Consider the following 23781-nt stretch of genomic DNA (forward strand, 5'->3'; position numbering starts at 1 on the left):
CCGATCCGGCCTCCCTCGCTCGTTGCTCTCTCGCTCGGCCCCGGCCCGGCCTTTGTCACCCGGCCGGGCTGCTCCCCGCTCTCAGCTGATGCGGCGCTCTCTCAGCTGGTGCGGCGCAGGACGGCCAGGAACATCGCGTCGGTGCCGTGCTTGTGCGGCCACAGCTGGACCGTCGGCCCCGGGCCCAGCCCCGGCATGCCCGGCGGCAGCAGCGGCCGCGCGTCCACGAAGTCGACCTCGACGCCGCTGCGCCGAGCCCCCTCGCTGACCGTGACCTGCGTTTCCACCATGTGCGGCGAGCACGTCACATAGGCCACCACACCGCCCGGACGAACCGCCCGCAACGCCGCCACCAGCAACTCCCGCTGCAGCCGGGTCAGCGGCGGCAGGTCGGCCGGCTGCCGGCGCCACCGCGACTCGGGCCGCCGGCGCAACGAGCCGAGGCCGGTGCACGGCGCATCCACCAGCACCCGGTCGAACGACTCCTCGCCCAGGTCCGGGTCACGGCCCACCGAACGGCCGTCCATCGGCAGCACGGTCACCGGCATGCCCTCGGTGGCCTGATCCACCAGCCGGGCCCGGTGCTCGGCCACCTCGACCGCGGTCACCTCGGCGCCCCGGCCGGCCGCGATCGCCCCGATCAGGCCGGTCTTGCCACCCGGCCCGGCGCACAGGTCCAGCCAGCGGGTGTCCTGTCCCTCGATCGGGGCGGCCAGCAGCGCCGCGGCCACCAGCTGGGAGCCCTCGTCCTGCACGTGGGCGCGGCCCTGGCGGATCGCGGCCAGGTCGCGCGGCGCGCCGCCGTTCAGATACACCGCGTACGGCGAGAAGGCCCCCGGCACACCGTCCACCTCGTCGGCGAGCTCGATCGCATCCGCCCGGCCGGGCCGCGCGCAGAGGTGCACGGCCGGCGGCTGGTTGTCCTCGATCAGCAGCCGGGCGGTGTCCTCCAGGTCACCGCCGAGCGCCTCGGCGAACGCCCGGATGATCCACTGCGGGTGGTGGTGCATCACCGAGAGATTCGCGATCGGGTCGCTCTCGTAATCCGGCGCGACCCGCTCCAGCCACGCGTCCAGCGTCGTCTCGGAGATCGTGCGCATCACCGCGTTGGCGAACCCGGCCGCCCCGGGCGCCACCGAGCGGACCAGGTCGACGGTCTGGTTCACGGCGGCGTGCGACGGCACCCGGGTGTAGAGCAGCTGATAGGCGCCGAGCCGCAGCGCGTCGCGGGCCGGCGGGTCGATTCGGGCGACATCCCGGCCGGCCGCCTCCGCGATGATCAGGTCGAGGGTGCCGAGAGCGCGCAGCGTCCCGTACGTCAGCTCGGTCGCGAACGCCGCGTCCCGGCCGGTCAGGCCCATCCCGCCGAGGATCTCGGCGAGCACCAGGTTCGCGTACGCGTCATCGCGATGAACGGCCGCAATCGCCTCGTACGCCGCCTGTCGTGCCGGATCGGACGGCGGGCGACCGGCCCGCGGAGCCCGCCCACTGCGCCCGTCCCGGGGGTGACCCGGCCCGGACGGCCGGCTCGGCCGTCCACCATGCGGCCGTGAAGCCCTGTGCTCAGTCAAGAAAGCTTCTCCCCAGCTTCGATCCGCATTCCGCGCGCCCAGTCGGTGGCGGACATCGGTTTCTTCCCGGCGGCCCGGACCTCGCCCAGGATCACCGGGGTGGTCGCGGTGCCGGCCAGCACCTGCTTGCGTTCCACGAGCAGCTCACCCGGCTGCAGATGCGGCGCGTTCGCGACCGGCCGGACCGGGCCCAGCTTCAACCGCTCGTCACGCAACGTGGTCCACGCGCCCGGCGCCGGGGTGCACGCCCGGATCCGCCGGTCCACCGCGAACGCCGGATCGTCCCAGCGGACCCGAGCGTCCTCGGCGGTGAGTTTCGGCGCGAAGCTGACCCCGTCGGCAGGCTGCGGATGCGCCCGGGCGGTGCCCGCCTCGATCGCGTCGAGCACCGCGACCAGCAGACCGGCGCCCTCGACGGCGAGCCGCTCCAACAGCATGCCGGAGGTGTCGTTGAACCGGATCTGGTCGGTCAGGGTGCCGTAGACCGGGCCGGTGTCCAGCCCCGCCTCCAGCTCGAAGACGCTCGCGCCGGTCACCTCGTCGCCGTGCAGGACGGCGTGCTGCACCGGGGCCGCGCCGCGCCAGGCAGGCAGCAGCGAGAAGTGCAGATTCACCCAGCCGTGTTTCGGGATCTCCAGGGCGCTCGGTGGGACGAGCGCGCCGTACGCCACCACGGGCACACAGTCGGGCGCCAGCTCGCGGAGCCGCTCCTGGAACTCGGGGTCGCGCGGCTTCTCCGGGGTGAGCACCTCGATGCCCCGCTCGTCGGCCCAGGCCCCGGCGGGCGAGCGGACCAGGCGGCGGCCCCGACCGGCCGGCGCGTCGGGGCGGGTGAGCACGGCGATCAGCTCGTGCCCGGAAGCGGCGATCGCGTCCAGACTCGGCACGGCCACCTCGGGGGTGCCGGCGAAGATCAGGCGCATCGGGTCACCGTCCCAGCCCGAAGATGCCCCGGCCGTGCGGGCTCTCCTTGACGGTGGGGGGCTTCGCCGCGTCGTACCACTCCGCGGAGCGGATCTGCTTCATCGCGTCCTTGCGGGAGGCGGCGTCCAGCCGGTCCAGGAACAGCACCCCGTCCAGGTGGTCGGTCTCGTGCTGCACGCAGCGGGCCATCAGGCCGGTGCCGACCAGCTGGATCGGGTCACCGTGCTCGTTGAAGCCCGCGGCGATGACGTTCTGCCGGCGCTTGGTGTCGATGTAGATCCCCGGGATGGACAGGCAGCCCTCCGGACCGTCCTGCTCCTCCTCGTCCGGGAAGGAGAGCACCGGGTTGACGATGTGCCCGACCACGTCATCCACGTCGAACGTGAACACCCGCAGACCGACACCGAGCTGCGGCGCGGCCAGTCCGGCGCCGCCCTCGTCCTGCATGGTCTCGATCAGGTCCTTGACCAGATTGCGCAGTTCCTTGTCGAAGTCGACGACGGGATCGGCCGGCGTACGCAGCACCGGATCGCCGAAGAGACGGATGGGCTGGACGGTCACGCGGCGATACTCCTGACTCTGGTGAACAGCACCCGCCCAGTCTACGGAGTGCCGGTGTTCAGAACAGGTCGGCCGGATCCACCTGAACACGCACGGTCAGCGCCGCCTTCTTCGCGCTGCGCACCGCCGCCGCCTCGTGCAGCGCATGCGCCAGCCCCGCCGCCCGGGACCGGGACACCCGCAACAGCATCCGCTCCTGGTCGTCGCCGGCCGGCACCGGGCCGAGCACCTCCACGTCGTCCGGCAGCCGGGCCAGCGACAGCAACTCGTTCACCGCCGCGGCCGTCCCCGTCACACTGGCCATCCGGGCCGCCGGAGGAAAGCCCAACTCGCGCCGTTCGGCCAGCTCACGGGCGGCGAACCAACCCGGGTCCCAGCGCAGCAGGGCCTGCACCGGCGCCAGCGACTGATCGGCCACCACGATCACCCGCCCACCGTCCGGCCCGGACCGGGCCAGCGCCGCCGCATTCAGCCAGCGCCGCATCGTCTCCTCGGCGGCCCGCAAGTCGGACCGGCTCAGCAGCGCCCACGTGTCGAGCAGCAGCACCGCGCCGTACCCACCCTCGGCGACCGGCTCGGCCCCCGGAGTGGCCACCACCACAGCGGCCTCGGCCGGCACCGTGGTCAAGATCTCGTCCCGCCCCGAGGTCCGCACCGCCGCCCCGGCGAAGGCCCGCCCGAGCTCCTCAGCCGTGCGCCGCGCGCCGGTCACCGACGCACGCAACCGCCGCCCTTCACAAACCGGACATTGGTACGCCGCCGCGCCCCGCCCACACCAATGACAAACCGGCACGTCCCGGGCCCCCTCCAGCCCGAGCGGCCCGGAACAGTGCGGACACCGCGCCGGAGTCCGGCACTCGGCACACGCCACCGCCGGCAGGTAACCCCGCCGCGGCACCTGCACCAGCACCGGCGTACCGGCCTGCAACGCCTGCCGGGCCGCCTGCCAGGCCAACGTCGGCAGCCGAGCACTCACCGCACCCGGATCCCGCGCCAGCTGCGAGTCGTCCCCGGTCGGCGAAATCGCCGGCTGCCTCTCCCGCAACACCGCCCGCGGCGCCACGATCTCCTTCGCCCAGCCGGTCTCCAGCAGCAACTGCCCCTCACCGGTACGCGCGAACCCGCCCACCAGCGCCGCACACTCGGCCAGCTGTGCCCGGGTCAGCAGCACGTCCCGCGCGTGCGGGTAGGGCGCCCGCGGCTCGGCATGCAGATCGTCCCCGTCGTCCCAGATCACGACGAGCCCGAGCTTCGGCGCCGGCGCCCACATCCCGGCCCGGGTGCCGACCACGACCGGGACCTGATGCCGGCTGGCCTTGAGAAACCGCCGATATCGTTCCGCGGGCCCGAGAGCCGCATTGAGAGCGACGTGCTTCCCGTCGCCCAGGACGGTGCCGAGTGCCTTGTCCACCCGGTCGAGATCCCGGGCATCCGCGACCACGATGACCACGCCGCGCCCACCCCGCACGGTGGCCGCAGCCGCCTCCGCGATCCGCAGCGCCCAGTCCTCCCCAGGTAGTGCCGACCAGACGGCCCGGGCTGGTCGGCCTTCCTCTAGGGCCCGCAGAAACCCGACCCCCGCCTGGTACGAATCCCACCCACCCACCGCCGGCGCCGCAATATCCGCCACGGCGTCCGCGGGTGAGCGCTCACCAGTGAGCTGTTCCAGCGGCCCGGCCTCGACATCGCCGACCGCACCTAACCCGGCTGAATCCGACACCGAAGCCGGCGCAGCCGATCCCTCAGGGTGCGGCGAGATGGCCGGCTCTGCAGGTCCACCCGGCTCCGCCGCCACAGATCCGCCCAGCTCCGACGGCGCCGCGGATCCCGCTGGCTCAGGCGGCGCCATGGATCTCGCTGGCTCAAGCTGCGCCGCGGATCCCGCTGACTCAAGCTGCCCCGCGGATCCCGCTGACTCAAGCTGCCCCGCGGATCCCGCTGACTCAAGCTGCCCCGCGGATCCCGCTGACTCAAGCTGCCCCGCGGATCCCGCTGACTCAAGCTGCCCCGCGGATCCCGCTGACTCAAGCTGCGCCACGGATTCGTCTGAATCTTGCGGCGCGGCAGACTCGGTTGGGACAGGCGGCACGGCGGGCGCTGGTGATTCGGTGAGGTGGGCTGGCGGGGCGGCCTGGGCCTCGACGCGGGCGTGCCGGGGTGGGACAGCCAGGCGCAGGACATCTGCGAGGTTGCCCGCATAACGGTCGGCGACGGCCCGGGCAAGGCGGGCAACCTCCGGGTCGAGCACCTGCTCGGCCGAGACCACCTTGTCCAGATAGGCCAGTTTGCCCTCGTGCTCCGACCGCTCGGCCCGGGCCAGCAGGAACCCGCTCACCAACTGCCCGGCGAATCGCACTTTGACCCGCACGCCCGGCTGCGCCGCCGCGTCGTCGTCGGTCGAGACGAGATAGTCGAAGGGCCGGTCAAGATGCGCAAGCGGCATGTCGACGCAGACCCGTGCCACGGGCAGCCGCTCGGCCGGCTCCCGCTCGCTGCGCGCACCCTTCGTCCCCATCGCCGAACATTCTGCCCGGCCCCTCTGACACTTTCCGCCGGGCAGCCGCCACAGCAGAGATCTTGAGCCCAACTCCCCACCGGGGTGTGGCCAAAGGCCCAAGATCGCGCAGAAGGCGAGGGCGGAAGGCTCGGCGACCGGCGTCCCGGCAGGTCTTGGGCCGCAAGGCACACCATGAGGTGGTCAATCACCCAAGATCGCGGACGAGGGCGGGGAGGCAGGCCCGAGGGAAGGCAGGCGCTAAGCCTAGGAGCGGCGGAAGGGAAGACCCGCAGGATGCGCGCGAGCAGGGCCAGCGGGAGGCGCGGACAGAAGGAGCGCTTAAGGCGGAACGGCACGCGGGGACGAAGGCCAGCAGCAGGCACAAGCGGAAGACCAGTAGCAAGCACAGACCGAGGGCCGGCAACGAGGACGAAGTAAGGCCGGCGGAGGACGGACCGGCGGACAGGAAGGTGCATGGGCGCGGGAGACGGCGCGGCCGGAGCAGAAAGCGCGGCGCGGCAAGGGGCAGCCAGGCCAGGAAGCAGCGCGGCATAGGGCAGCCGGGTCAGGAAGCAGCGCGGCAGAGGGCAGCCGGGCCAGGAAGCAGCGCGGCAAAGGGCAGCCGGGACACAAAGCGGCGCGGCAGAGGGCAGCCGGGACACAAAGCGGCGCGGCAGAGGGCAGCCGGAGCAGGAAGCAGCGCAGCAGAGGCAGCCGGAGCAGGAAAGGGCGTTAGTGGGTGAGGCAGTTGACGCGGGAGTTGCGCAGGTCGATCTCTACCACGTCCGGGAAGCGCAGCTCCGACCAGAACCGCGCCGGGTCGCAGTCCAGCTCGTAGCGGCTGGCCATCCACACAGTGGGCGCCAGTCCATGCGTACCGATGATCAAGGTGCGGCCCTGGGCCGCGGCTGTTGCCGCATGGCGGACCACGGCCGCGTCGAAGCGGGTGATCACCTCGGCCTGCGGTTCCCAGCCTTCCGGGCAGACGCCGCCGGCGTAGGCGAGGGCCGCCGCGTGGTAGCCCTCGTCGCTGAACCAGATGTGCGGCCGGTGGACCTCGGCCAGATCAGCATCGGTCACCACGCGCTGGGCGCCGGCGATCTCCTGCATGGTTTGGGCGGCTTTGGGTTCGGTGCTGGCGACGTAGTACGCCGGGTGGCTCACATGCAGTCGCAGCAGCCGGGCCGCGACCCGGCTGTCCCATGCCAGCGGCCAGCGATCGGCCGGCACTTCCGGGTCGACCGCCGGCATCGCGTGCCGGACGATGATCACCCGCTCGCCCTCGACAGCCGTCATCGCCGAAGGGTAACCGCCGCTGAGTCTCATGCGAACAAACACGTAGGCCGCAGCGAGAAGGATCAAGCGAAAGGCCGGCGCCGTGAAGATCACGGCGCCGGCCTCGAGAAAACCTCAGGACGCGGCGTTCAAGATCACGGCGCCGGCCACGAGAAACCTCAGGACGCGGCGTTCTAGATCACGGCGCCGGCCGCAAGGAACTCAGGACGCGGCGTTCTTCAGGTCCTGAGCCCGGTCGGTGCTCTCCCACCGCAGGTCCGCCAGTTCACGGCCGAAGTGGCCGTACGCCGCGGTCTGCTGGTAGATCGGGCGCAGCAGGTCGAGGTCGCGGATGATCGCGGCCGGGCGCAGGTCGAAGACCTGGTTGATGGCCTTCTCGATCCGCTCGACCGGCACGTTCTCGGTGCCGAAGGTCTCGACGAACAGCGAGACCGGGTGAGCCTTGCCGATCGCGTAGGCGACCTGGGTCTCGCAGCGCTCGGCGAGGCCGGCGGCCACCACGTTCTTGGCGACCCAGCGCATCGCGTACGCCGCGGAGCGGTCCACCTTCGACGGGTCCTTGCCGGAGAACGCGCCGCCGCCGTGCCGGGCGTAGCCGCCGTAGGTGTCGACGATGATCTTGCGGCCGGTGAGGCCGGCGTCGCCCATCGGGCCGCCGATCTCGAAGCGGCCGGTCGGGTTGACCAGCAGCCGGTAGCCCTCAGTCTCCAGGCCGAGGCCCTCCAGCTCCGGGCCGATGACGTGCTCGCGCACGTCGGGCGTCAGCAGCGACTCGAGGGAGATGTCCGCGGCGTGCTGCGAGGAGACGACGACCGTGTCGAGCCGGACCGGGCGGAGCCCGTCGTACTCGATGGTGACCTGGGTCTTGCCGTCCGGACGCAGGTAGGGGATCGTGCCGTCCTTGCGCGCGGCGGAGAGCCGGCGGGCCAGGCGGTGGGCGAGCGCGATCGGCAGCGGCATCAGCTCGGGGGTCTCCGAGCAGGCGAAGCCGAACATCATGCCCTGGTCGCCGGCGCCCTGCGAGTCGAGGACGTGGTCGGAGTCGCCCTCGCGCAGCTCGATGGCGCTGTCCACGCCCTGGGCGATGTCGGGCGACTGGGAGCCGATGGAGACGCTGACGCCGCACGACGCGCCGTCGAAGCCCTTCTTCGACGAGTCGTAGCCGATGTTCAGGATGGTGTCGCGCACGATCTTGGGGATGTCGGCGTACGCCTGCGTGGTGACCTCACCCGCGACGTGCACCTGGCCGGTGGTGATCAGGGTTTCCACCGCGACGCGGCTGCGCGGGTCCTGCGCCAGCAGGGCGTCGAGAATACCGTCGCTGATCTGGTCAGCGATCTTGTCCGGGTGGCCTTCCGTGACCGACTCGGAGGTGAACAGGCGGCGTGCCACGGTGCTCCTCAGAATTGTCGAATACAACGTAACGCGGAAGTGTAGTCAGCTCCGCCGGGTGCCGGGGACCTGGGCATCCAGGCGGTCCACGACATGGTCGAAAATCCTATCCGCCACATCGTCTTTAGGGAGTTCGCCCAGGGCTGCGGTGGCACCGTCGGCGCCCAGCAGCGTGACCGTGTTCCGATCCTGGCCGAACACCAGGTCCGGGCCCACCTCGTTAACGACGATCAGGTCTGCACGTTTCTTCACCAGCTTGGCACGGGCGTGCTCCAGGGCGTCATGCGTCTCGGCCGCGAATGCGACAAGTATCTGACCAACGCGTTTGGCAGCGCCCAGTTCAGCCGCGATGTCCGGATTCGTGGTGAGGATGATCGGGGCCGGCGTACCGTCGTCGGTCTTCTTGATCTTCTGGACCGCGACCGTCTCCGGCCGGAAGTCGGCCGGCGCGGCCGCCATCACCACGACATCTGCCGACGCGGCGGCTTCGACGGTGGCCTTGCGTAGCTCCTCGGTGGTGCCCACCCGAACCAGATCGATACCGGCGGGATCGGGCAGAGCCACGTTCGCTGCCACGAGCGTCACCCGTGCGCCGCGCGCCGCAGCAGCCTTGGCCAGCGCGTACCCCTGCTTGCCGGACGACCGGTTGCCGAGGAACCGGACCGGGTCGAGCGGCTCACGGGTGCCGCCCGCGGTCACCACCACGTGACGACCCGCAAGATCAAGATCGACACCCCTGCGGTGTACGCGCAACGCGTACTCAAAAATCACCTCCGGATCGGGCAGCCGCCCCTTCCCGGTGTCCTTCCCGGTGAGCCGCCCCACCGCGGGCTCGATGACGATCGCCCCGCGCTCCCGCAGCGTCGCCACGTTGGCCCGCGTCGCCGGGTTCTCCCACATCTCGGTGTGCATGGCCGGCGCGTACACAATCGGGCAGGTCGCCGTGAGCAGCGTGTTCGTGAGCAGGTCGTCGGCGATTCCGTGGGCCGCCTTGGCCAGCAGGTCCGCCGTCGCCGGGGCGACCACGACCAGCTCGGCGGTGCGGCCGATCCGCACGTGCGGCACCTCGTGCGCGTCGTCCCAGACCTCGGTGGCCACCGGCCGGCCCGACAGCGCCGCCCAGGTCGGCTCGCCCACGAACTTCAGCGCGGAGGCGGTCGGCACGACCCGGACCTGGTGGCCCGACTCGGTGAACAGCCGCAGCAGTTCGCACGCCTTGTACGCGGCGATCCCGCCACAGACTCCCAGGACGACCTCAGCCACCGGAACACCCTCCGTCACGGGACGACCTCAGATAACAATTGATCCCGCGCCCAGGATCTGGGACACGGGATCAGGATTGCAAAGCGATGGTTACGGGTTGTCAGTGGCCTCAGCGGTCAGCAGACCCGCGTTGATCTCACGCATCGCGATGGAGAGCGGCTTCTCCTGCGGCGTGGTCTCGACGAGCGGGCCGACGTACTCGAGCAGACCCTCACCCAGCTGGCTGTAGTAGGCGTTGACCTGGCGGGCGCGCTTGGCCGCGAAGATCACCAGCGAGTACTTCGACGAGGTCTTGTCCAGCAGCTCGTCGATCGGCGGATTGGTGATTCCTTCGGGGTTCGCGATGGTTCCCACTGTGGTGAAATCCTTAATGCTCGTGAGCTTGGGCAGGCGTCAAATATGACGAACCGAGCAAGCTTACCAGCTCGTCAGCAGCACGTTCGACGAAGTCGTTGACCACGGTGACGTCGAACTCCGCCTCGGCGGCCAGCTCCTCGTCCGCATGGGCCAGGCGGCGCTTGATCGTCTCGGCGTCGTCGGTGCCCCGGCCGATCAGGCGGCGCTGCAGCTCGTCGACGCTGGGTGGGGCCAGGAAGACCAGCTGGGCCTCCGGCATCGCGGCCCGGACCTGGCGGGCGCCCTGGAGGTCGATCTTCAACAAAACGGGCCGGCCCTGTGAGAGCCAGCCCTCGACCTGCGCGCGGGGTGTGCCGTAGAGGTTTCCCGCGAATTCCGCCCACTCCAGCAGCTGGTCGCCGTCGATCAGGCGCTGGAACTCGGACCGGGTCACGAAGTGATAGTGCTCGCCGTCGGTCTCGTAGTCGCGTTTCTTGCGTGTCGTGACCGACACCGACAACCGGATCCAAGGCGAGCGCGCCCGGATCAGCTCGATCACACTGTCCTTGCCGACCCCGGAGGGGCCGGAAAGGACGGTGAGGCGGGCTGCCGGGCGCGCGTCGTCATCCATGCTCACGGCTCATTCCTACACGAGCCGGTGAGTCAGTTCGCAGCGAACTCCCCCAGGAGGGCCTTGCGCTGCTGGTCGCCGAGACCCCGGAGCCGGCGGCTCTCGGCGATCTTCAGCTTCTCCATGATCTGGGTCGCGCGGATCTTGCCGATGCCCGGCAGCGCCTGAAGCACGGCCGAGACCTTCAGCTTGCCGACGACCTCGTCAGCCTCCGCGCGGTCGAGCACGGCGGCGAGGGTGGTCTTGCCGGACTTGAGCTGTTCCTTGAGCTCAGCCCGAGCCTTGCGGACTTCCGCAGCCTTCTCCAGCGCAGCTTGGCGCTGTTCGGGGCTCAGTGACGGGAGCGGCACCAGTTCTCCTCAGGTCCCTTACGCGGCGGTGGTTCAATACCGGCGCTTCTGTGAAACGTGGTGTGCCAGGGAACCAAAGGGGCATGTGGTTCCCGGCGCCCGGAAAACTAGCGGTCAACGGCGCTTTCGGCAACGTGGGGGTACCCCGGGTCCGGTGCCGCTAAGCAGGCTCTTTCACCCGAGGGCGGCGCGACAGTCGTCAAGAACACGTGCCGTGGCGGCCCGAAGATCGGCGATTTCCGGGCCCGCGGAGAGAACCTCGCGTGAGTACGACGGCAACACGTTCCGCAGGCTCTCGCCGAAGACCGCGCGCAGGTCGGCGGGGGTGGCGCCCTGTGCTCCGAGGCCCGGCGCGAGCAGCGGACCGTTGATCTCGGAGAGGTCGTGGCCGGTCTCGCCGATCGTCGCGCCGACCACCAGGCCGAGGCTTCCGAGCGGCCGCGCACCCTCGTTGACCTGCGAAATCTCGTCGATGACGGTCTGCGCGACGGTCTTGCCGGAAGCCGTGACGGCGTGCTGGACGGTCGGGCCCTCGGGGTTCGAGGTCAGCGCGAGGACGAAGACTCCGCCGCCGTGAGCGGCCGCGAGGTCGAACGCCGGCTGCAATGAGCCGACTCCCAAATAGGGACTCACAGTAATCGCGTCAGCACGCAGAGAACTCGCCGGATCCAGATAGGCGGACGCGTACGCGGCCATCGTCGAGCCGATGTCGCCACGTTTCACATCGAGAAGGACAAGCGCGCCGGCCTCGCGGGACTGTCGGATAGTTGACTCAAGAATCGCGACACCACGTGACCCAAATCTCTCAAAAAACGCGGACTGCGGCTTCAGAACAGCCACCCGATCGGCCACCGCGTCGACCACCGTACGGCTGAAGCGTTCGAGGCCGGCGATGTCGTCGGAGAGGCCCCAGCGCGCCAGAAGCGAAGCATGGGGATCGATGCCGACGCAGAGCGGACCGCGCTCCGCCACTGCCGCATGCAACCGTTCGCCGAAGGTCTCCATGGCCAAATTCCCTCTCCCGTGTCAGGTAGCCGCCACCGCGGCGGTGATTCCCGCGGTAATGCGGGCGACGTCGGCGCCATCCGCCACGTACGGCGGCATGGTGTAGATCAGATCCCGGAACGGCCGCAGCCACACACCCTCGGCCACCGCTGCCGCGGTCGCCTTCGGCACGTCCACCTCGTGGTCCAGCTGGACCACGCCGATCGCCCCTAGCACGCGCACGTCGGCGACACCGCGGGCATTGCGGAGCGGTTCCAGGCCGCTTTTCAGCCGGCTTTCGATTTTTTGTACGCGTTTCGCCCACAAACCGTCGCGCAAGAGGTCGAGTGACGCCCCGGCCACGGCACAGGCGAGCGGGTTCCCCATGAAGGTCGGCCCGTGCGCCAGCCCACCGCCCTCCCCCGCCGAGATCGCCGCAGCCACCTCAGCCGTGCACAGGGTCGCCGCCAGCGTGAGGTATCCCCCGGTCAGCGCCTTGCCCAGGCACATGATGTCCGGGCTGACCCCGGCGTGATCAGCGCCGAAGAACCGCCCGGTCCGGCCGAACCCGGTGGCGATCTCGTCGAAGATCAGGAAGATCCCGTGCTCGGCCGTCGCCTCCCGCAGCACCCGCAGGTACTCCGGATGGTGGAACCGCATCCCGCCCGCACCCTGCACGATCGGCTCGACAATGACCGCGGCCACCTCGCCGGCGTGCCGCTCGATCAGCTCCCGCAGCGAATCCGCGTACGCCGGGTCGTACTCGGCCGGCGGCGACCCCGCGAAGACCTGCACGGGCAGCACCCCGGTCCACAGCGAGTGCATCCCGCCGACCGGGTCACAGACGCTCATCGGGTGGAACGTGTCGCCGTGGTACCCGCCGCGCCACGTCGCCAGCCGACGCCGTTCCGGTCGGCCCAGGGCCCGCTGTGCCTGCAGCGCCATCTTGACCGCCACCTCGACGCCGACCGAGCCGGAGTCGCAGAGGAAGACGTGTTCCAGGCCCGGCGGTGTCAGCTCGACCAGGGTGGCGGCGAGCTGGACCGCCGGTTCGTGGGTGAGCCCGCCGAACATCACGTGGCTCATCCGGCCGGCCTGCTCGGCGAGGGCGGCGTCCAGCACCGGGTGCCGGTAGCCGTGGATCGCCGCCCACCACGACGACATGCCGTCCACCAGCTCCCGGCCGTCGGCCAGGCGCAGCCGCACCCCCTCGGCGCTCTCCACCAGGTAGGGGTCGCTGCGGCCGGGCATCGGACCGTACGGGTGCCAGACGTGTGCACGGTCGAGCGCGAGCAGCTCGCGCTCGTTCATCGCGCCCGGTGTGATCGGATCGGGCGGGCGCCGCGGGCCACCGCCCGGACCAGGTCCGGCCCCTGGTAGATGAAACCGCTGTAGAGCTGCACCAGCGAGGCGCCGGCGTCGAGCAGCCGGGCCGCGTCGTCGACCGACATGATCCCGCCGACGCCGATGATCGGCAGCTTGCCGCCGGTCTCGTCGTGCACGAACTTGACCACCGCCCGGGAGCGCTCGGTGAGCGGCTTCCCGGACAGGCCACCGGCCTCACCGGCCAGCTGCTGGTCGGACTCGGCGAGCCCGTCCCGGGCCAGGGTGGTGTTGGTCGCGATGAGGCCGGCCGCGCCCTGCTCCAGGCAGACCTCCAGGAGCTCGGCGATGGCCGGTTCGGTCAGGTCCGGGGCGATCTTCACCAGCACCGGCACCGGGCCGTTCAGCGCCTTCAGCAGGGCCGCCATCGAGTCCTTGTCCTGCAGGGTGCGCAGGCCCGGGGTGTTCGGCGAGGAGACGTTGACCGCGATGTAGTCGGCGTACGGGTGCAGCAGCCGGTACGAGGTCAGGTAGTCGTCGACGGCCTCCTCGAGCGGGGTCACCTTGGACTTGCCGAGCGAGACGCCGAGCGGCACCCCGATAGGGCCCAGGGCCGCCAGCCGCTCGGCAAGGGCCGCGGCGCCGAGATTGTTGAAGCCCATCCGGTTGATGATCGCGCCGCTCTCCTTGAGGCGGAACAGCCGTGGCCGGTCGTTGCCCGGCTGCGGCTTCGCGGTGACCGTGCCCACCTCGACGAACCCGAACCCGAGGGCGGGCCAGGCGGGCAGCGCGATCCCGTTCTTGTCCATCCCGGCGGCCAGACCGACCCGGTTCGGGAACCGGACGCCGAACACGTCGACCGGGGCGGAGAACGCGTACCGGCTGCGCAGCGCGGCGAGGGCGGGCGCCGGGAGCGCGGCGAGGCGCTTCAGCGTCCACTCGTGGGCGTGCTCGGCGTCCCCGCCGCCCAGCCGGAACAGGGCCGGCCGGGCGACGTTCGCGAACAGGTTCACTTGGCTAGCTCCGGCCGCAGGACGGCGTGGAGCTCCTGCAACGGGCGGACGGACATGTCGCCGCGCATCAGCGCCTCGATGCCCATCACGGCGGCGGCCGCGCCGGGAACCGTGGTGATGCTCGGGACGTCCGCGGTGACGGCGGCACTGCGGATCTCGTACCCGTCGCGACGGGCGCTGGCGCCGGAACCCTGCGGGGTGTTGATGATCAGCGAGATCTCGCCGGCCAGGATCAGCTCGACCGCGTTCTTCTTGCTCGGGTCCTCGTAGTGCTTCGGGACGATCTCGCAGTCGATGCCGTACCGGCGCAGGATCTCGCCGGTGCCCGCGGTCGTGACGATGGTGAAGCCCAGGTCGGCGAGCCGCTTGACCGGGAAGATCATCGAGCGCTTGTCCCGGTTCGCCACCGAGACGAAGACCTTGCCGCTGGTCGGCAGCGAGCCGTACGCCGCGGCCTGCGACTTGGCGAACGCCTGCCCGAAGCCGGCGTCGATGCCCATCACCTCGCCGGTCGACTTCATCTCCGGGCTGAGCAGGCTGTCCACGTTCTTGCCGGACAGGGTACGGAACCGCTTAAACGGCAGCACCGCTTCCTTGATCGCGATCGGCGCGTCGGCCGGCGTGGTGCCGCCGTCGCCCTCGGGCAGCAGCATGCCCTCGGCGCGCAGCTCGGCGATGGTGGCGCCCAGCATGATCCGGGCGGCCGCCTTGGCCAGCGGCACCGCGGTCGCCTTCGAGACGAACGGGACGGTCCGCGAGGCCCGCGGGTTCGCCTCCAGGACGTAGAGGGCCTCGTCCTTGAGCGCGTACTGCACGTTCATCAGGCCGCGCACGCCGATGCCCCGGGCGAGGGCCTCGGTGTAGCGGCGGACCTCGGTGAGGTTCGAGGCGGCCAGGGTGATCGGCGGCAGCGAGCAGGCCGAGTCGCCGGAGTGGATGCCGGCCTCCTCGATGTGCTCCATCACGCCGCCCAGGTAGACCTCGCCGGTGGCGTCGCAGAGCGCGTCCACGTCGATCTCGATGGCGTCGTCGAGGAACCGGTCGACCAGCACCGGGTGGTCCGGCGAGATCTCGGTGGCCCGCTCGATGTAGCCCTGCAGCGTCGGCTCGTCGTAGACGATCTCCATGCCGCGGCCGCCGAGCACGTACGACGGGCGGACCAGCACCGGGTAGCCGATGCCGTCGGCGATCGCCTTGGCCTCGGGGAAGCTGGTCGCGGTGCCGTGGTCGGGCGAGCGCAGGCCGTTCTCGGCCAGCAGCGTGCCGAACAGGCCGCGGTCCTCGGCCAGGTCGATCGACTCGGGCGTGGTGCCGACGATCGGCACACCGGCGGCCTTGAGGCGGTTCGCCAGGCCGAGCGGGGTCTGGCCGCCGAGCTGAACGATCACGCCGACCACACCGGGGCCACCGGCCGCCTTGCCGGAGCTGTCCTCGGCGTGGAACACCTCGAGGACGTCCTCGAAGGTGAGCGGCTCGAAGTAGAGCCGGTCCGCGGTGTCGTAGTCGGTGGAGACCGTCTCCGGGTTGCAGTTGACCATGACGGTCTCGAAGTCGACGTTCCGCAACGCCTGCACAGCGTGCACGCAGGAGTAGTCGAACTCGATGCCCTGGCCGATCCGGTTCGGGCCGGAGCCGAGGATCAGCACCTTGGGCCGGTCGCTCGGCGCCACCTCGGTCTCCTCGTCGTACGACGAGTAGTGGTACGGCGTGTTCGCCTCGAACTCGGCGGCGCAGGTGTCCACAGTCTTGTAGACCGGGCGCAGCCCGAGCCGGTGCCGCAGCGCTCGGACCCCGTCCTCACCGGCCAGCTCGGGGCGCAGCGCCGCGAGCTGCTTGTCGGAGAGCCCGGACCGCTTGGCCCGGCGCAGCAGCTCCTCGTCGAGGGTCGGCGCGGCCAGGATCTCGGCGCGCAGGTCCACCAGGGCCTTGATCTCGTCCAGGAACCACGGGTCGATCCGGCCGCTCGCCTCGTGCACCTGCTCGACCGAGGCGCCCAGGCGCAGCGCCCGCTCGACGGTGTAGAGCCGGCCGTCGTGCGGCGTCCGCAGAGCCTCGAGGGTTTCCTGCAGATCGTCTGACTCGTCAGCACGGGTCCAGAAACCCGCGGCCGAAGTCTCCATCGAGCGCATCGCCTTGTTCAGCGCCTCGGCGAAGTTGCGGCCCAGGCTCATCGCCTCGCCGACCGACTTCATCGTGGTGGTGAGCTCCTTGTCCGCGCCCGGGAACTTCTCGAACGCGAACCGCGGGATCTTCACGACCACGTAGTCCAGGGCCGGCTCGAAGGCGGCCGGGGTCTTCAGCGTGATGTCGTTCGGGATCTCGTCCAGCGTGTAGCCGATGGCCAGCTTCGCGGCGATCTTGGCGATCGGGAAGCCGGTGGCCTTCGAGGCCAGCGCCGACGAGCGGGAGACCCGCGGGTTCATCTCGATCACGATCATCCGGCCGTCGTCCGGGTTGATCGCGAACTGGATGTTGCAGCCGCCGGTGTCCACGCCGACCTCGCGCAGCACGGCGATGCCCAGGTCACGCAGCTTCTGGTACTCGCGGTCGGTGAGCGTCATGGCCGGGGCCACGGTGACGCTGTCACCGGTGTGCACGCCCATCGGGTCGACGTTCTCGATCGAGCAGACGACCACGACGTTGTCGTGCTTGTCGCGCATCAGCTCGAGCTCGTACTCCTTCCAGCCGAGCACGCTCTCCTCGATGAGCACCTCGTGCACCGGGGAGGCGGCCAGGCCGGCGCCGGCGATCCGCTCCAGGTCGTCGGCGGTGTGCGCCATGCCGGAGCCCAGGCCGCCCATGGTGAACGACGGGCGGATGACGACCGGCAGGCCGATCTCGGCGACGGTCTCGCGTACCTCGTCCATCGAGTGACAGACCCGCGAGCGCGGCGTCTCGCCGCCGGCCTGGGCCACGATGTCCTTGAAGAGCTGGCGGTCCTCACCCTTGCGGATGGCCTCGACGTTGGCGCCGATCAGCTCGACGCCGTACTTGTCGAGCACGCCGCTCTCGTGCAGGGCGATCGCGGTGTTCAGCGCGGTCTGGCCGCCCAGGGTCGGCAGGATCGCGTCCGGGCGCTCCTTGGCGATGACCAGCTCGACGAACTCCGGGGTGATCGGCTCGACGTAGGTGGCGTCGGCGAACTCCGGGTCGGTCATGATCGTGGCCGGGTTGGAGTTGACCAGCGAGACGCGGATGCCCTCGGCGCGCAGCACCCGGCAGGCCTGGGTGCCGGAGTAGTCGAACTCGCAGGCCTGGCCGATGACGATCGGGCCGGACCCGATCACCATCACATGCTTGAGATCTTCACGTTTCGGCATGGGGTGGTCAGCCCTTCTTCTCGACGAGCTCGACGAACCGATCGAAGAGGTAGTCGGCGTCGTGCGGGCCGGCGGCGGCCTCGGGGTGGTACTGGACGGTGAAGGCGGGGACGTCGATGCCCCGCAGGCCCTCGACCACGTCGTCGTTGAGGCAGACGTGCGAGACCTCGACACCGCCGAAGTCGGTGTCGATCACCTGGTTCAGCGGGGCGTCGACGGCGAACCCGTGGTTGTGGCTGGTCACCTCGACCTTGCCGGTGGTCTTGTCGAGCACCGGCTGGTTGATGCCGCGGTGGCCGTACCCCAGCTTGTAGGTGCCGAAGCCGAGCGCGCGGCCCAGGATCTGGCTGCCGAAGCAGATGCCGAACAGCGGCACCTCGCGGCGCATCACCTCGCGGGCCAGGCCGACCGGGCCGTCGGCGGTCGCCGGGTCGCCCGGGCCGGGCGAGAAGAAGACCGCGTCCGGGCTGACCGCGAGTAGGTCCTCGATCGACGAGGAGGCCGGGAAGATGTGGGTGGTGACGCCGCGGGCGGCGAGCCGGCGGGCCACGTTGCGCTTGATGCCCAGGTCCAGCGCGGCGACCGTGTAGCGGTGTTCGCCCTCGGCCTTGACGGTGTAGAGCTCGGGGGTGGTGACCTGCGCGGAGAGGTCGGCGCCGAGCATCTGCGGCTGGGCCAGCACCCGCTGCCGCAGCGCCTCCGGGTCGAGTTCCACCGAGGAGATCCCGACGCGCATCGCCCCGCGGGAACGCAGGTGGCGGGTCAGGGCGCGGGTGTCGACGCCGCTGATCCCGATGACGCCCTCGGCCTTGAGCCGGTCGCCCAGGTCTCCGGTGGAGCGCCAGTTCGACGGGCGGCGGGCCGGGTCGCGGACCACGTAGCCGGCGACCCAGATCCGGTCCGACTCGTCGTCCTCGTCGTTGACGCCGGTGTTGCCGATCTGCGGCGCGGTCTGCACCACGACCTGCTTGTGGAACGACGGGTCGGTCAGCGTCTCCTGGTAGCCCGTCATGCCGGTGGTGAACACCGCCTCGCCGAAGGTCTCCCCCACCGCGCCGTACGCGGAACCGTGGAACGTACGCCCGTCCTCCAGGACGAGGATCGCTGGGCCGTCAAGGCGGCTCCGCCGCAATCCCGAAAAATCGTTAGAGAGAGTCACTTGACTGCCTTCCCGTCCAGAACCGTCGCTTCGCCCCGCAGGAAGGTCGCGACGATGCGACCCGGCAGCGTGTGGCCCGCGTACGGCGTGTTGCGGCTGCGGCTCGCCAGGCCACCCGGGTCGACGACCCAGCGCGCCTTCGGATCCACCAGCGTGAGGTTGGCCGGCGTGCCGACCCTGGTCAGGTCACCGCCGTGCCCGTCCAGCCCGGCGATCCGGGCCGGCGCGATCGACATCCGGTCGGCGATCAGATCCCACTTCTCGCCGAAGACGCTGAGCACGATCGGCAGCGCGGTCTCCAGGCCGAGCATGCCGGGCCGCGCGTACGACCACTCGCACTCCTTGTCCTGCACGGCGTGCGGCGCGTGATCCGTGGCGACCACGTCGATGATCCCGTCCAGGAGCGCCTGGCGCAGGGCTTCGACGTCGCTGCGCGTACGCAACGGGGGGTTGACCTTGAAGACCGGGTCGTAGCCGGCCGCGAGCTCGTCGGTGAGCAGGAGGTGATGCGGGGTGACCTCGGCGGTGACCTGCACGCCGCGCGCCTTGGCCTGGCGCAGCACCTCGACCGACCCGGCGGTGGAGACGTGGCAGACGTGCAGGCGGCTGCCGACGTGCTCGGCCAGCAGCACGTCGCGGGCGATGATCGCCTCCTCGGCGACCGCGGGCCAGCCGGTCAGGCCGAGCCGGGTGCTGACCTCGCCCTCGTGCATCTGCGCGCCCTCGGTCAGGCGCGGCTCCTCGGCGTGCTGAGCGATGACGCCGTCGAACGCCTTCACGTACTCCAGGGCCCGGCGCATCAGCTTCGGGTCGGCGACGCAGAAGCCGTCGTCGGAGAAGATCCGCACGTTGGCGGCGGAGCTGGCCATCGCGCCCAGCTCGGCCATCTGCTTACCGGCCAGGCCGACCGTGACGGCGCCGATCGGCTGTACGTCCACCAGCCCGGCCTCCCGGCCCAGGCGCCAGACCTGCTCGACCACGCCCGCGGTGTCGGCGACCGGCGAGGTGTTCGCCATCGCGCAGACCGCGGTGTATCCACCGAGCGCGGCGGCCCGGGATCCGGTCTCGACCGTCTCGGCGTCCTCGCGGCCCGGTTCGCGCAGGTGGGTGTGCACGTCCACGAGGCCGGGCAGCGCGACGAGACCCGTCGCGTCGATAACTTCAGCCTCATCGCCCGATTTGTCGGAAATAACGCCATCTTTGATGAAGAGATCGATCGGCGACGCACCGAGGATCGAGACGCCCTTGAGCAGGTACGCCATCACTTGCCTCCCAGCAGCAGGTAGAGGACGGCCATCCGGACGCTGACGCCGTTGGCGACCTGTTCGACGATCGTGGAGCGGGGCGAGTCGGCCACCTCGGGCGCGATCTCCATACCCCGGTTCATCGGGCCCGGGTGCATGACGATCGCGTGCTCCGGGAGCTTCCTCATGCGGGCGACGTCGAGCCCGTAGCGACGGCTGTACTCGCGGGCCGACGGGAAGTACGAGTCCTGCATCCGCTCGGTCTGCACCCGCAGCATCATCACCACGTCGCTGTCCGGAACGACCGCGTCCAGGTCGTAGGAGACCTGGGTCTTCTCCGACAGCGCGGCGGCCACGTCCAGCGGGATCAGGGTGGGCGGGCCGACCAGGGTGACCTGCGCGCCGAGCGTGGTCAGCAGCAGGACGTTGGACCGCGCCACCCGGCTGTGCAGCACGTCACCCACGATGGCGACCTTCAGGCCGTCGAGACGGCCGAGGCGAGAACGCATCGTGTACGCGTCGAGCAGCGCCTGCGTCGGATGCTCATGCGTGCCGTCACCGGCGTTGACCACCGACCCGTCGACCCAGTTGGCGAGCCGGTGCGGGGCCCCGCTCGCCGAGTGCCGGATCACCACGGCGTCGGCGCCCATCGCCTGCAGGGTGAGCGCGGTGTCCTTCAGGCTCTCGCCCTTGGAGACGCTGGAACCCTTCGCCGAGAAGTTGATCACGTCGGCGGAGAGCCGCTTGGCCGCCGCCTCGAAGGAGATCCGGGTGCGGGTGGAGTCCTCGTAGAAGAGGTTGACCACGGTGCGGCCGCGCAGCGCGGGCAGCTTCTTGACCTCGCGGCCGGAGAGCGACGCCATCTCGGCGGCGGTGTCCAGGATCAGCGTGGCCGTGGCCGCGTCCAGGTCGGCGGCGGAGCGCAGATGCTTGATCACGTCAGACCCCCGATCAGCTTGACCTCGTCGGCGCCGTCGACCTCGGTGAGCGCGACCTTGACGCTCTCGCTGAGCGCGGTCGGGATGTTCTTGCCCACGTAGTCGGCACGGATCGGCAGCTGGCGGTGACCGCGGTCGACCAGGACCGCGAGCTGCACCGAGCTGGGCCGGCCGAGGTCCTGCAGGGCGTCCAGGGCGGCGCGCACCGAGCGGCCGGAGAAGAGGACGTCGTCGACGAGGATGACCCGCAGACCGTCTATCCCACCGGGCGGCAACTCGGTCCTACCGAGCGCGCGGGTGGCCTTGAGGCGCAGGTCGTCGCGGTAGAGCGTGATGTCGAGAGAACCGACCGGCACCTCGACGCCCTCGAAGGCGTGAATCCGGGCGGCGAGCCGGTGTGCGAGCGGAACGCCCCGGGTCGGGATGCCCAGCAGCACGGTGCCGGTGGCGCCCGAGGTCTTCTCGAGAATCTGGTGGGCGATGCGGTCGACGACCCGGTGCAGGTCGGCATCGGCCAAGATGATCTTGCTGGGTGCGTCGGCACGTGGCTGCGCCACGGCGGACCTCCTTCCCCGCCTCACGGGACGGGTCGTTAAAGGACGTCGGTACGGGCTGACCCCGGAAAAGGCCTGCCCGATGGCTGACGCTACGTTACCAGTGGACGCAGCGTTGATTATGGTGACGTGCCTGACTGGAGCAAGCCGGACAAATCCTGTAACTGGGGATACAGCCGGTTACTTCAGTGCGGCCCGCGCGACTCATCGGTAACCAACACTTGACCGGCGGTCGCAAACTCCGTACCGTCACGCAGCGTAGCGATCCGCGGGGAAAAGTTCCCTCGTGGGCCAGCACAGTACCGGGAGTGTCCATATGCCGTCTGAGTACGCGAAGTCGCTGGGCGCTCGCCTGCGCTCCATCCGCCAGCAGCAGGGCCTGTCCCTGCAGGGTGTCGAAGAGAAGTCCAACGGCCGCTGGAAGGCAGTCGTCGTGGGCTCGTACGAGCGCGGCGACCGTGCGGTCACCGTGTCGCGCCTTGCCGAACTGGCCGACTTCTACCGTGTGCCCGTGTCCGAGCTTCTGCCCGACGGCAGCGGCATCCGGCTCGAGGCGACCAACAAGATCGTCCTGGACCTCGAGAAGCTGTACGACACCACCGGCGAGGACCTCGCCTACGTGGCGCGGTACGCCCGAGCGATCCAGCAGCAGCGCGGCGACTACAACGGCCGCGTCCTCTCCATCCGCGCCGACGACCTGCGCGCGCTCGCCATCGTCTACGACATCTCGCCGTCCGGCCTCATCGAGCGCCTGACCGAGCAGGGCGTCCTGGTGGCCGACCCGCGCGCGTTCTTCGCCAGCTGAAAGCCGGCTGGAGCGTTCTGAAACCGGCCCGAGCCGGATGCACCGCCCGCACCACCACGTAACGCCCCCCGTTGAAGCCCGCGTCGCCCCTCGACGCGGGCTTTCGCGTCTCCGGCGGCAGGAAGCTCCGCTAAGCGAATCCGCCGCCCGGGAGCGCTGAACCTTCGGCATCGCGCGCCCGTACTCTCCGCTGACCGGTTGAAACGTGCCACAGCGGCGGCGGGACGGAGCGCGGATCGAATGCCATGCCCCTTCAAGCAACGCCGTGTGATCGCCGTCGGCCGGGCAGCCGGCACACCCGGCCTCTGCCGGCGACGCCCCAGCACACTGTTGATCACCCAGAGCGGTGGTGGATCTCGTCGCTCTGCGTGCCACCTGCCGTTTCCCGGCGGCCGCGCTGGGGCCTCGAGCGGCAGCTCGATCGCGCTCGTAGTGCAGTGCAGGCGTAGCTTTTGATCAGCCCGTCAGGCGTACCGGAAAAGCGAAACGGCCCGAACCGAAGTCCGGGCCGTTCGGAAGGCACCCAGCGTGCCCCGGAGGAACGATGGCGCGTCCCGGAGGGGCGATGCGCTCAGCGGGTGGCGAAGGCCGCGATGCGGTCCAGCAGGCCGTTGAGGAAGCGCGGGCTGTCGTCCGTCGACATCTCCTTGGCCAGCTCGACCGCCTCGGTGATCGCGACCGGGTCGTCGATCTCGGGCTCGTAGAGCAGCTCGTAGACCGCGATGCGGGCCAGGTTGCGGTCGACGGCGGGCATGCGGTCGATCGTCCAGCCCTCGGCGTAGCTGGCGATCAGCTCGTCGATGCGGTCCAGGTTTTTCGCGACGCCCTCGATGAGGGTGACCGCGTACCCGATGTGGTCGGGGTGCGGCTTGGCGATCCGGTCCAGGTAGGTGACGAGCACCTGGCTCGGCGGCGCGTCACGCAGATCGGCCTCGAAGAGGACGTCGAGCGCTCGCTTGCGGGCCTTGCGGCGCGCGAGCCGATCCTTTTTGGGGCCTTCGGCCATCAGCTGCGGCCGAGGTAGCGGCCGTCGCGGGTGTCGACCTTGATCTTCTCGCCGGTGGTGATGAAGAGCGGGACGTTGACGGTCGCGCCGGTCTCGACGGTGGCCGGCTTGGTGCCGCCGGTCGAGCGGTCGCCCTGCAGGCCCGGCTCGGTGTAGGTGACCTCGAGGAACACGCTGGTCGGCAGCTCGATGTAGAGCGGCACGCCCTCGTGCGTGGCGACCGTGGCCTCGGCCTCGGGGAGCAGGTAGTTGGCGTTCTCGCCGACGGTGCCACCGGACACGTGGATCTGGTCGAAGGTGTCCAGGTCCATGAAGACGAAGTCCTCGCCGTCCTGGTACAGGTACTGCATCGTCCGCTTGTCGACGGTCGCGGTCTCGACCTTGGTCCCCGCGTTGAAGGTCTTGTCGACGACCTTGCCGGACAGCACGTGCTTGAGCGTGGTACGCACGAACGCGGGGCCCTTACCCGGCTTGACGTGCTGGAACTCAACGACGGACCACAGCTCCCCGTCGAGGTTGAGAACCAGGCCGTTCTTCAGGTCGTTGGTGGAAGCCATGTCCTACCTTGATCTTGATACGTATCGGTGACCGAACCACTCTACCGGCGTGAACCG

The 23781-nt window shown here is 70.4% G+C and carries 21 protein-coding genes; 1 reads left to right on the forward strand and 20 read right to left on the reverse strand.

What is annotated here, in order from left to right:
- Positions 1–101: 101 nt before the first annotated feature.
- The 18 genes from OHA21_RS28540 to pyrR form a co-directional block, all read right to left on the reverse strand.
- Positions 102–1571: an RsmB/NOP family class I SAM-dependent RNA methyltransferase gene (locus tag OHA21_RS28540; RefSeq protein ID WP_328459975.1), complete on the reverse strand. Its 1470-nt coding sequence runs from the start codon at positions 1569–1571 to the stop codon at positions 102–104.
- A complete protein-coding gene (gene fmt / locus OHA21_RS28545) occupies positions 1568–2494 on the reverse strand; it encodes a methionyl-tRNA formyltransferase (RefSeq protein WP_328459977.1) in 927 nt (308 codons plus the stop codon). The genes OHA21_RS28540 and fmt overlap by 4 nt, the downstream gene beginning before the upstream one ends.
- Positions 2495–2498: 4 nt before the next feature.
- Positions 2499–3056: a peptide deformylase gene (gene def, locus OHA21_RS28550; protein WP_328459979.1), complete on the reverse strand. Its 558-nt coding sequence runs from the start codon at positions 3054–3056 to the stop codon at positions 2499–2501.
- Positions 3057–3114: 58 nt separating this feature from the next.
- A complete protein-coding gene (locus OHA21_RS52810) occupies positions 3115–5499 on the reverse strand; it encodes a primosomal protein N' (protein ID WP_442875180.1) in 2385 nt (794 codons plus the stop codon).
- Positions 5500–6285: 786 nt separating this feature from the next.
- Positions 6286–6849 (reverse strand): histidine phosphatase family protein, encoded by a 564-nt coding sequence (locus OHA21_RS28565; RefSeq protein WP_328459981.1) that lies wholly within the window; start codon positions 6847–6849, stop codon positions 6286–6288.
- A gap of 201 nt (positions 6850–7050) precedes the next feature.
- Positions 7051–8241 carry a methionine adenosyltransferase gene (gene metK / locus OHA21_RS28570; protein WP_328459983.1) on the reverse strand — a complete coding sequence of 397 codons (1191 nt, stop codon included), beginning with the start codon at positions 8239–8241 and terminating at the stop codon, positions 7051–7053.
- Positions 8242–8286: 45 nt separating this feature from the next.
- Positions 8287–9504 (reverse strand): bifunctional phosphopantothenoylcysteine decarboxylase/phosphopantothenate--cysteine ligase CoaBC, encoded by a 1218-nt coding sequence (gene coaBC / locus OHA21_RS28575; protein ID WP_328459985.1) that lies wholly within the window; start codon positions 9502–9504, stop codon positions 8287–8289.
- A 90-nt stretch (positions 9505–9594) separates the two neighbouring features.
- Positions 9595–9858 (reverse strand): DNA-directed RNA polymerase subunit omega, encoded by a 264-nt coding sequence (gene rpoZ, locus OHA21_RS28580; protein ID WP_015623990.1) that lies wholly within the window; start codon positions 9856–9858, stop codon positions 9595–9597.
- 13 nt (positions 9859–9871) lie between these two features.
- The gene (gene gmk, locus OHA21_RS28585) at positions 9872–10471 is read right to left on the reverse strand and encodes a guanylate kinase (protein WP_328459987.1); all 600 of its coding nucleotides are present in this window, start codon (positions 10469–10471) and stop codon (positions 9872–9874) included.
- A gap of 32 nt (positions 10472–10503) precedes the next feature.
- A complete protein-coding gene (gene mihF / locus OHA21_RS28590; RefSeq protein WP_014446317.1) occupies positions 10504–10821 on the reverse strand; it encodes an integration host factor, actinobacterial type in 318 nt (105 codons plus the stop codon).
- Between the two features lie 174 nt (positions 10822–10995).
- Positions 10996–11826 (reverse strand): orotidine-5'-phosphate decarboxylase, encoded by an 831-nt coding sequence (gene pyrF, locus OHA21_RS28595; protein WP_328459992.1) that lies wholly within the window; start codon positions 11824–11826, stop codon positions 10996–10998.
- A 21-nt stretch (positions 11827–11847) separates the two neighbouring features.
- On the reverse strand, positions 11848–13116 hold the full coding sequence (locus tag OHA21_RS28600) for an adenosylmethionine--8-amino-7-oxononanoate transaminase (protein ID WP_328459994.1): 1269 nt from the start codon (positions 13114–13116) through the stop codon (positions 11848–11850).
- Entirely contained in the window at positions 13113–14141 is a 1029-nt protein-coding gene (locus tag OHA21_RS28605) for a quinone-dependent dihydroorotate dehydrogenase (protein ID WP_328459996.1), read from the reverse strand. Before OHA21_RS28605 ends, OHA21_RS28600 begins: the two co-directional genes overlap by 4 nt.
- Complete coding sequence (gene carB / locus OHA21_RS28610; protein ID WP_328459998.1) at positions 14138–17461, reverse strand: carbamoyl-phosphate synthase large subunit; 3324 nt, start codon at positions 17459–17461, stop codon at positions 14138–14140. Before carB ends, OHA21_RS28605 begins: the two co-directional genes overlap by 4 nt.
- Positions 17462–17468: 7 nt before the next feature.
- A complete protein-coding gene (carA, locus tag OHA21_RS28615; protein WP_328460000.1) occupies positions 17469–18593 on the reverse strand; it encodes a glutamine-hydrolyzing carbamoyl-phosphate synthase small subunit in 1125 nt (374 codons plus the stop codon).
- A 23-nt stretch (positions 18594–18616) separates the two neighbouring features.
- On the reverse strand, positions 18617–19885 hold the full coding sequence (locus OHA21_RS28620) for a dihydroorotase (RefSeq protein WP_328460002.1): 1269 nt from the start codon (positions 19883–19885) through the stop codon (positions 18617–18619).
- Positions 19882–20802 carry an aspartate carbamoyltransferase catalytic subunit gene (locus OHA21_RS28625; RefSeq protein ID WP_328460004.1) on the reverse strand — a complete coding sequence of 307 codons (921 nt, stop codon included), beginning with the start codon at positions 20800–20802 and terminating at the stop codon, positions 19882–19884. Before OHA21_RS28625 ends, OHA21_RS28620 begins: the two co-directional genes overlap by 4 nt.
- Positions 20799–21359 (reverse strand): bifunctional pyr operon transcriptional regulator/uracil phosphoribosyltransferase PyrR, encoded by a 561-nt coding sequence (gene pyrR / locus OHA21_RS28630; protein ID WP_328460006.1) that lies wholly within the window; start codon positions 21357–21359, stop codon positions 20799–20801. Before pyrR ends, OHA21_RS28625 begins: the two co-directional genes overlap by 4 nt.
- A gap of 313 nt (positions 21360–21672) precedes the next feature.
- On the opposite strand from pyrR, the gene bldD reads away from it, so the two are divergent.
- Complete coding sequence (gene bldD / locus OHA21_RS28635; protein ID WP_014446326.1) at positions 21673–22161, forward strand: transcriptional regulator BldD; 489 nt, start codon at positions 21673–21675, stop codon at positions 22159–22161.
- Positions 22162–22732: 571 nt separating this feature from the next.
- Here bldD and nusB read toward each other — a convergent pair.
- On the reverse strand, positions 22733–23167 hold the full coding sequence (nusB, locus tag OHA21_RS28640; protein WP_328460008.1) for a transcription antitermination factor NusB: 435 nt from the start codon (positions 23165–23167) through the stop codon (positions 22733–22735).
- Positions 23167–23724 carry an elongation factor P gene (gene efp, locus OHA21_RS28645; RefSeq protein ID WP_328460010.1) on the reverse strand — a complete coding sequence of 186 codons (558 nt, stop codon included), beginning with the start codon at positions 23722–23724 and terminating at the stop codon, positions 23167–23169. The genes nusB and efp overlap by 1 nt, the downstream gene beginning before the upstream one ends.
- Between the last annotated feature and the right edge of the window lie 57 nt (positions 23725–23781).

The sequence above is a fragment of the Actinoplanes sp. NBC_00393 genome, assembly GCF_036053395.1.
Lineage (GTDB): Bacteria > Actinomycetota > Actinomycetes > Mycobacteriales > Micromonosporaceae > Actinoplanes.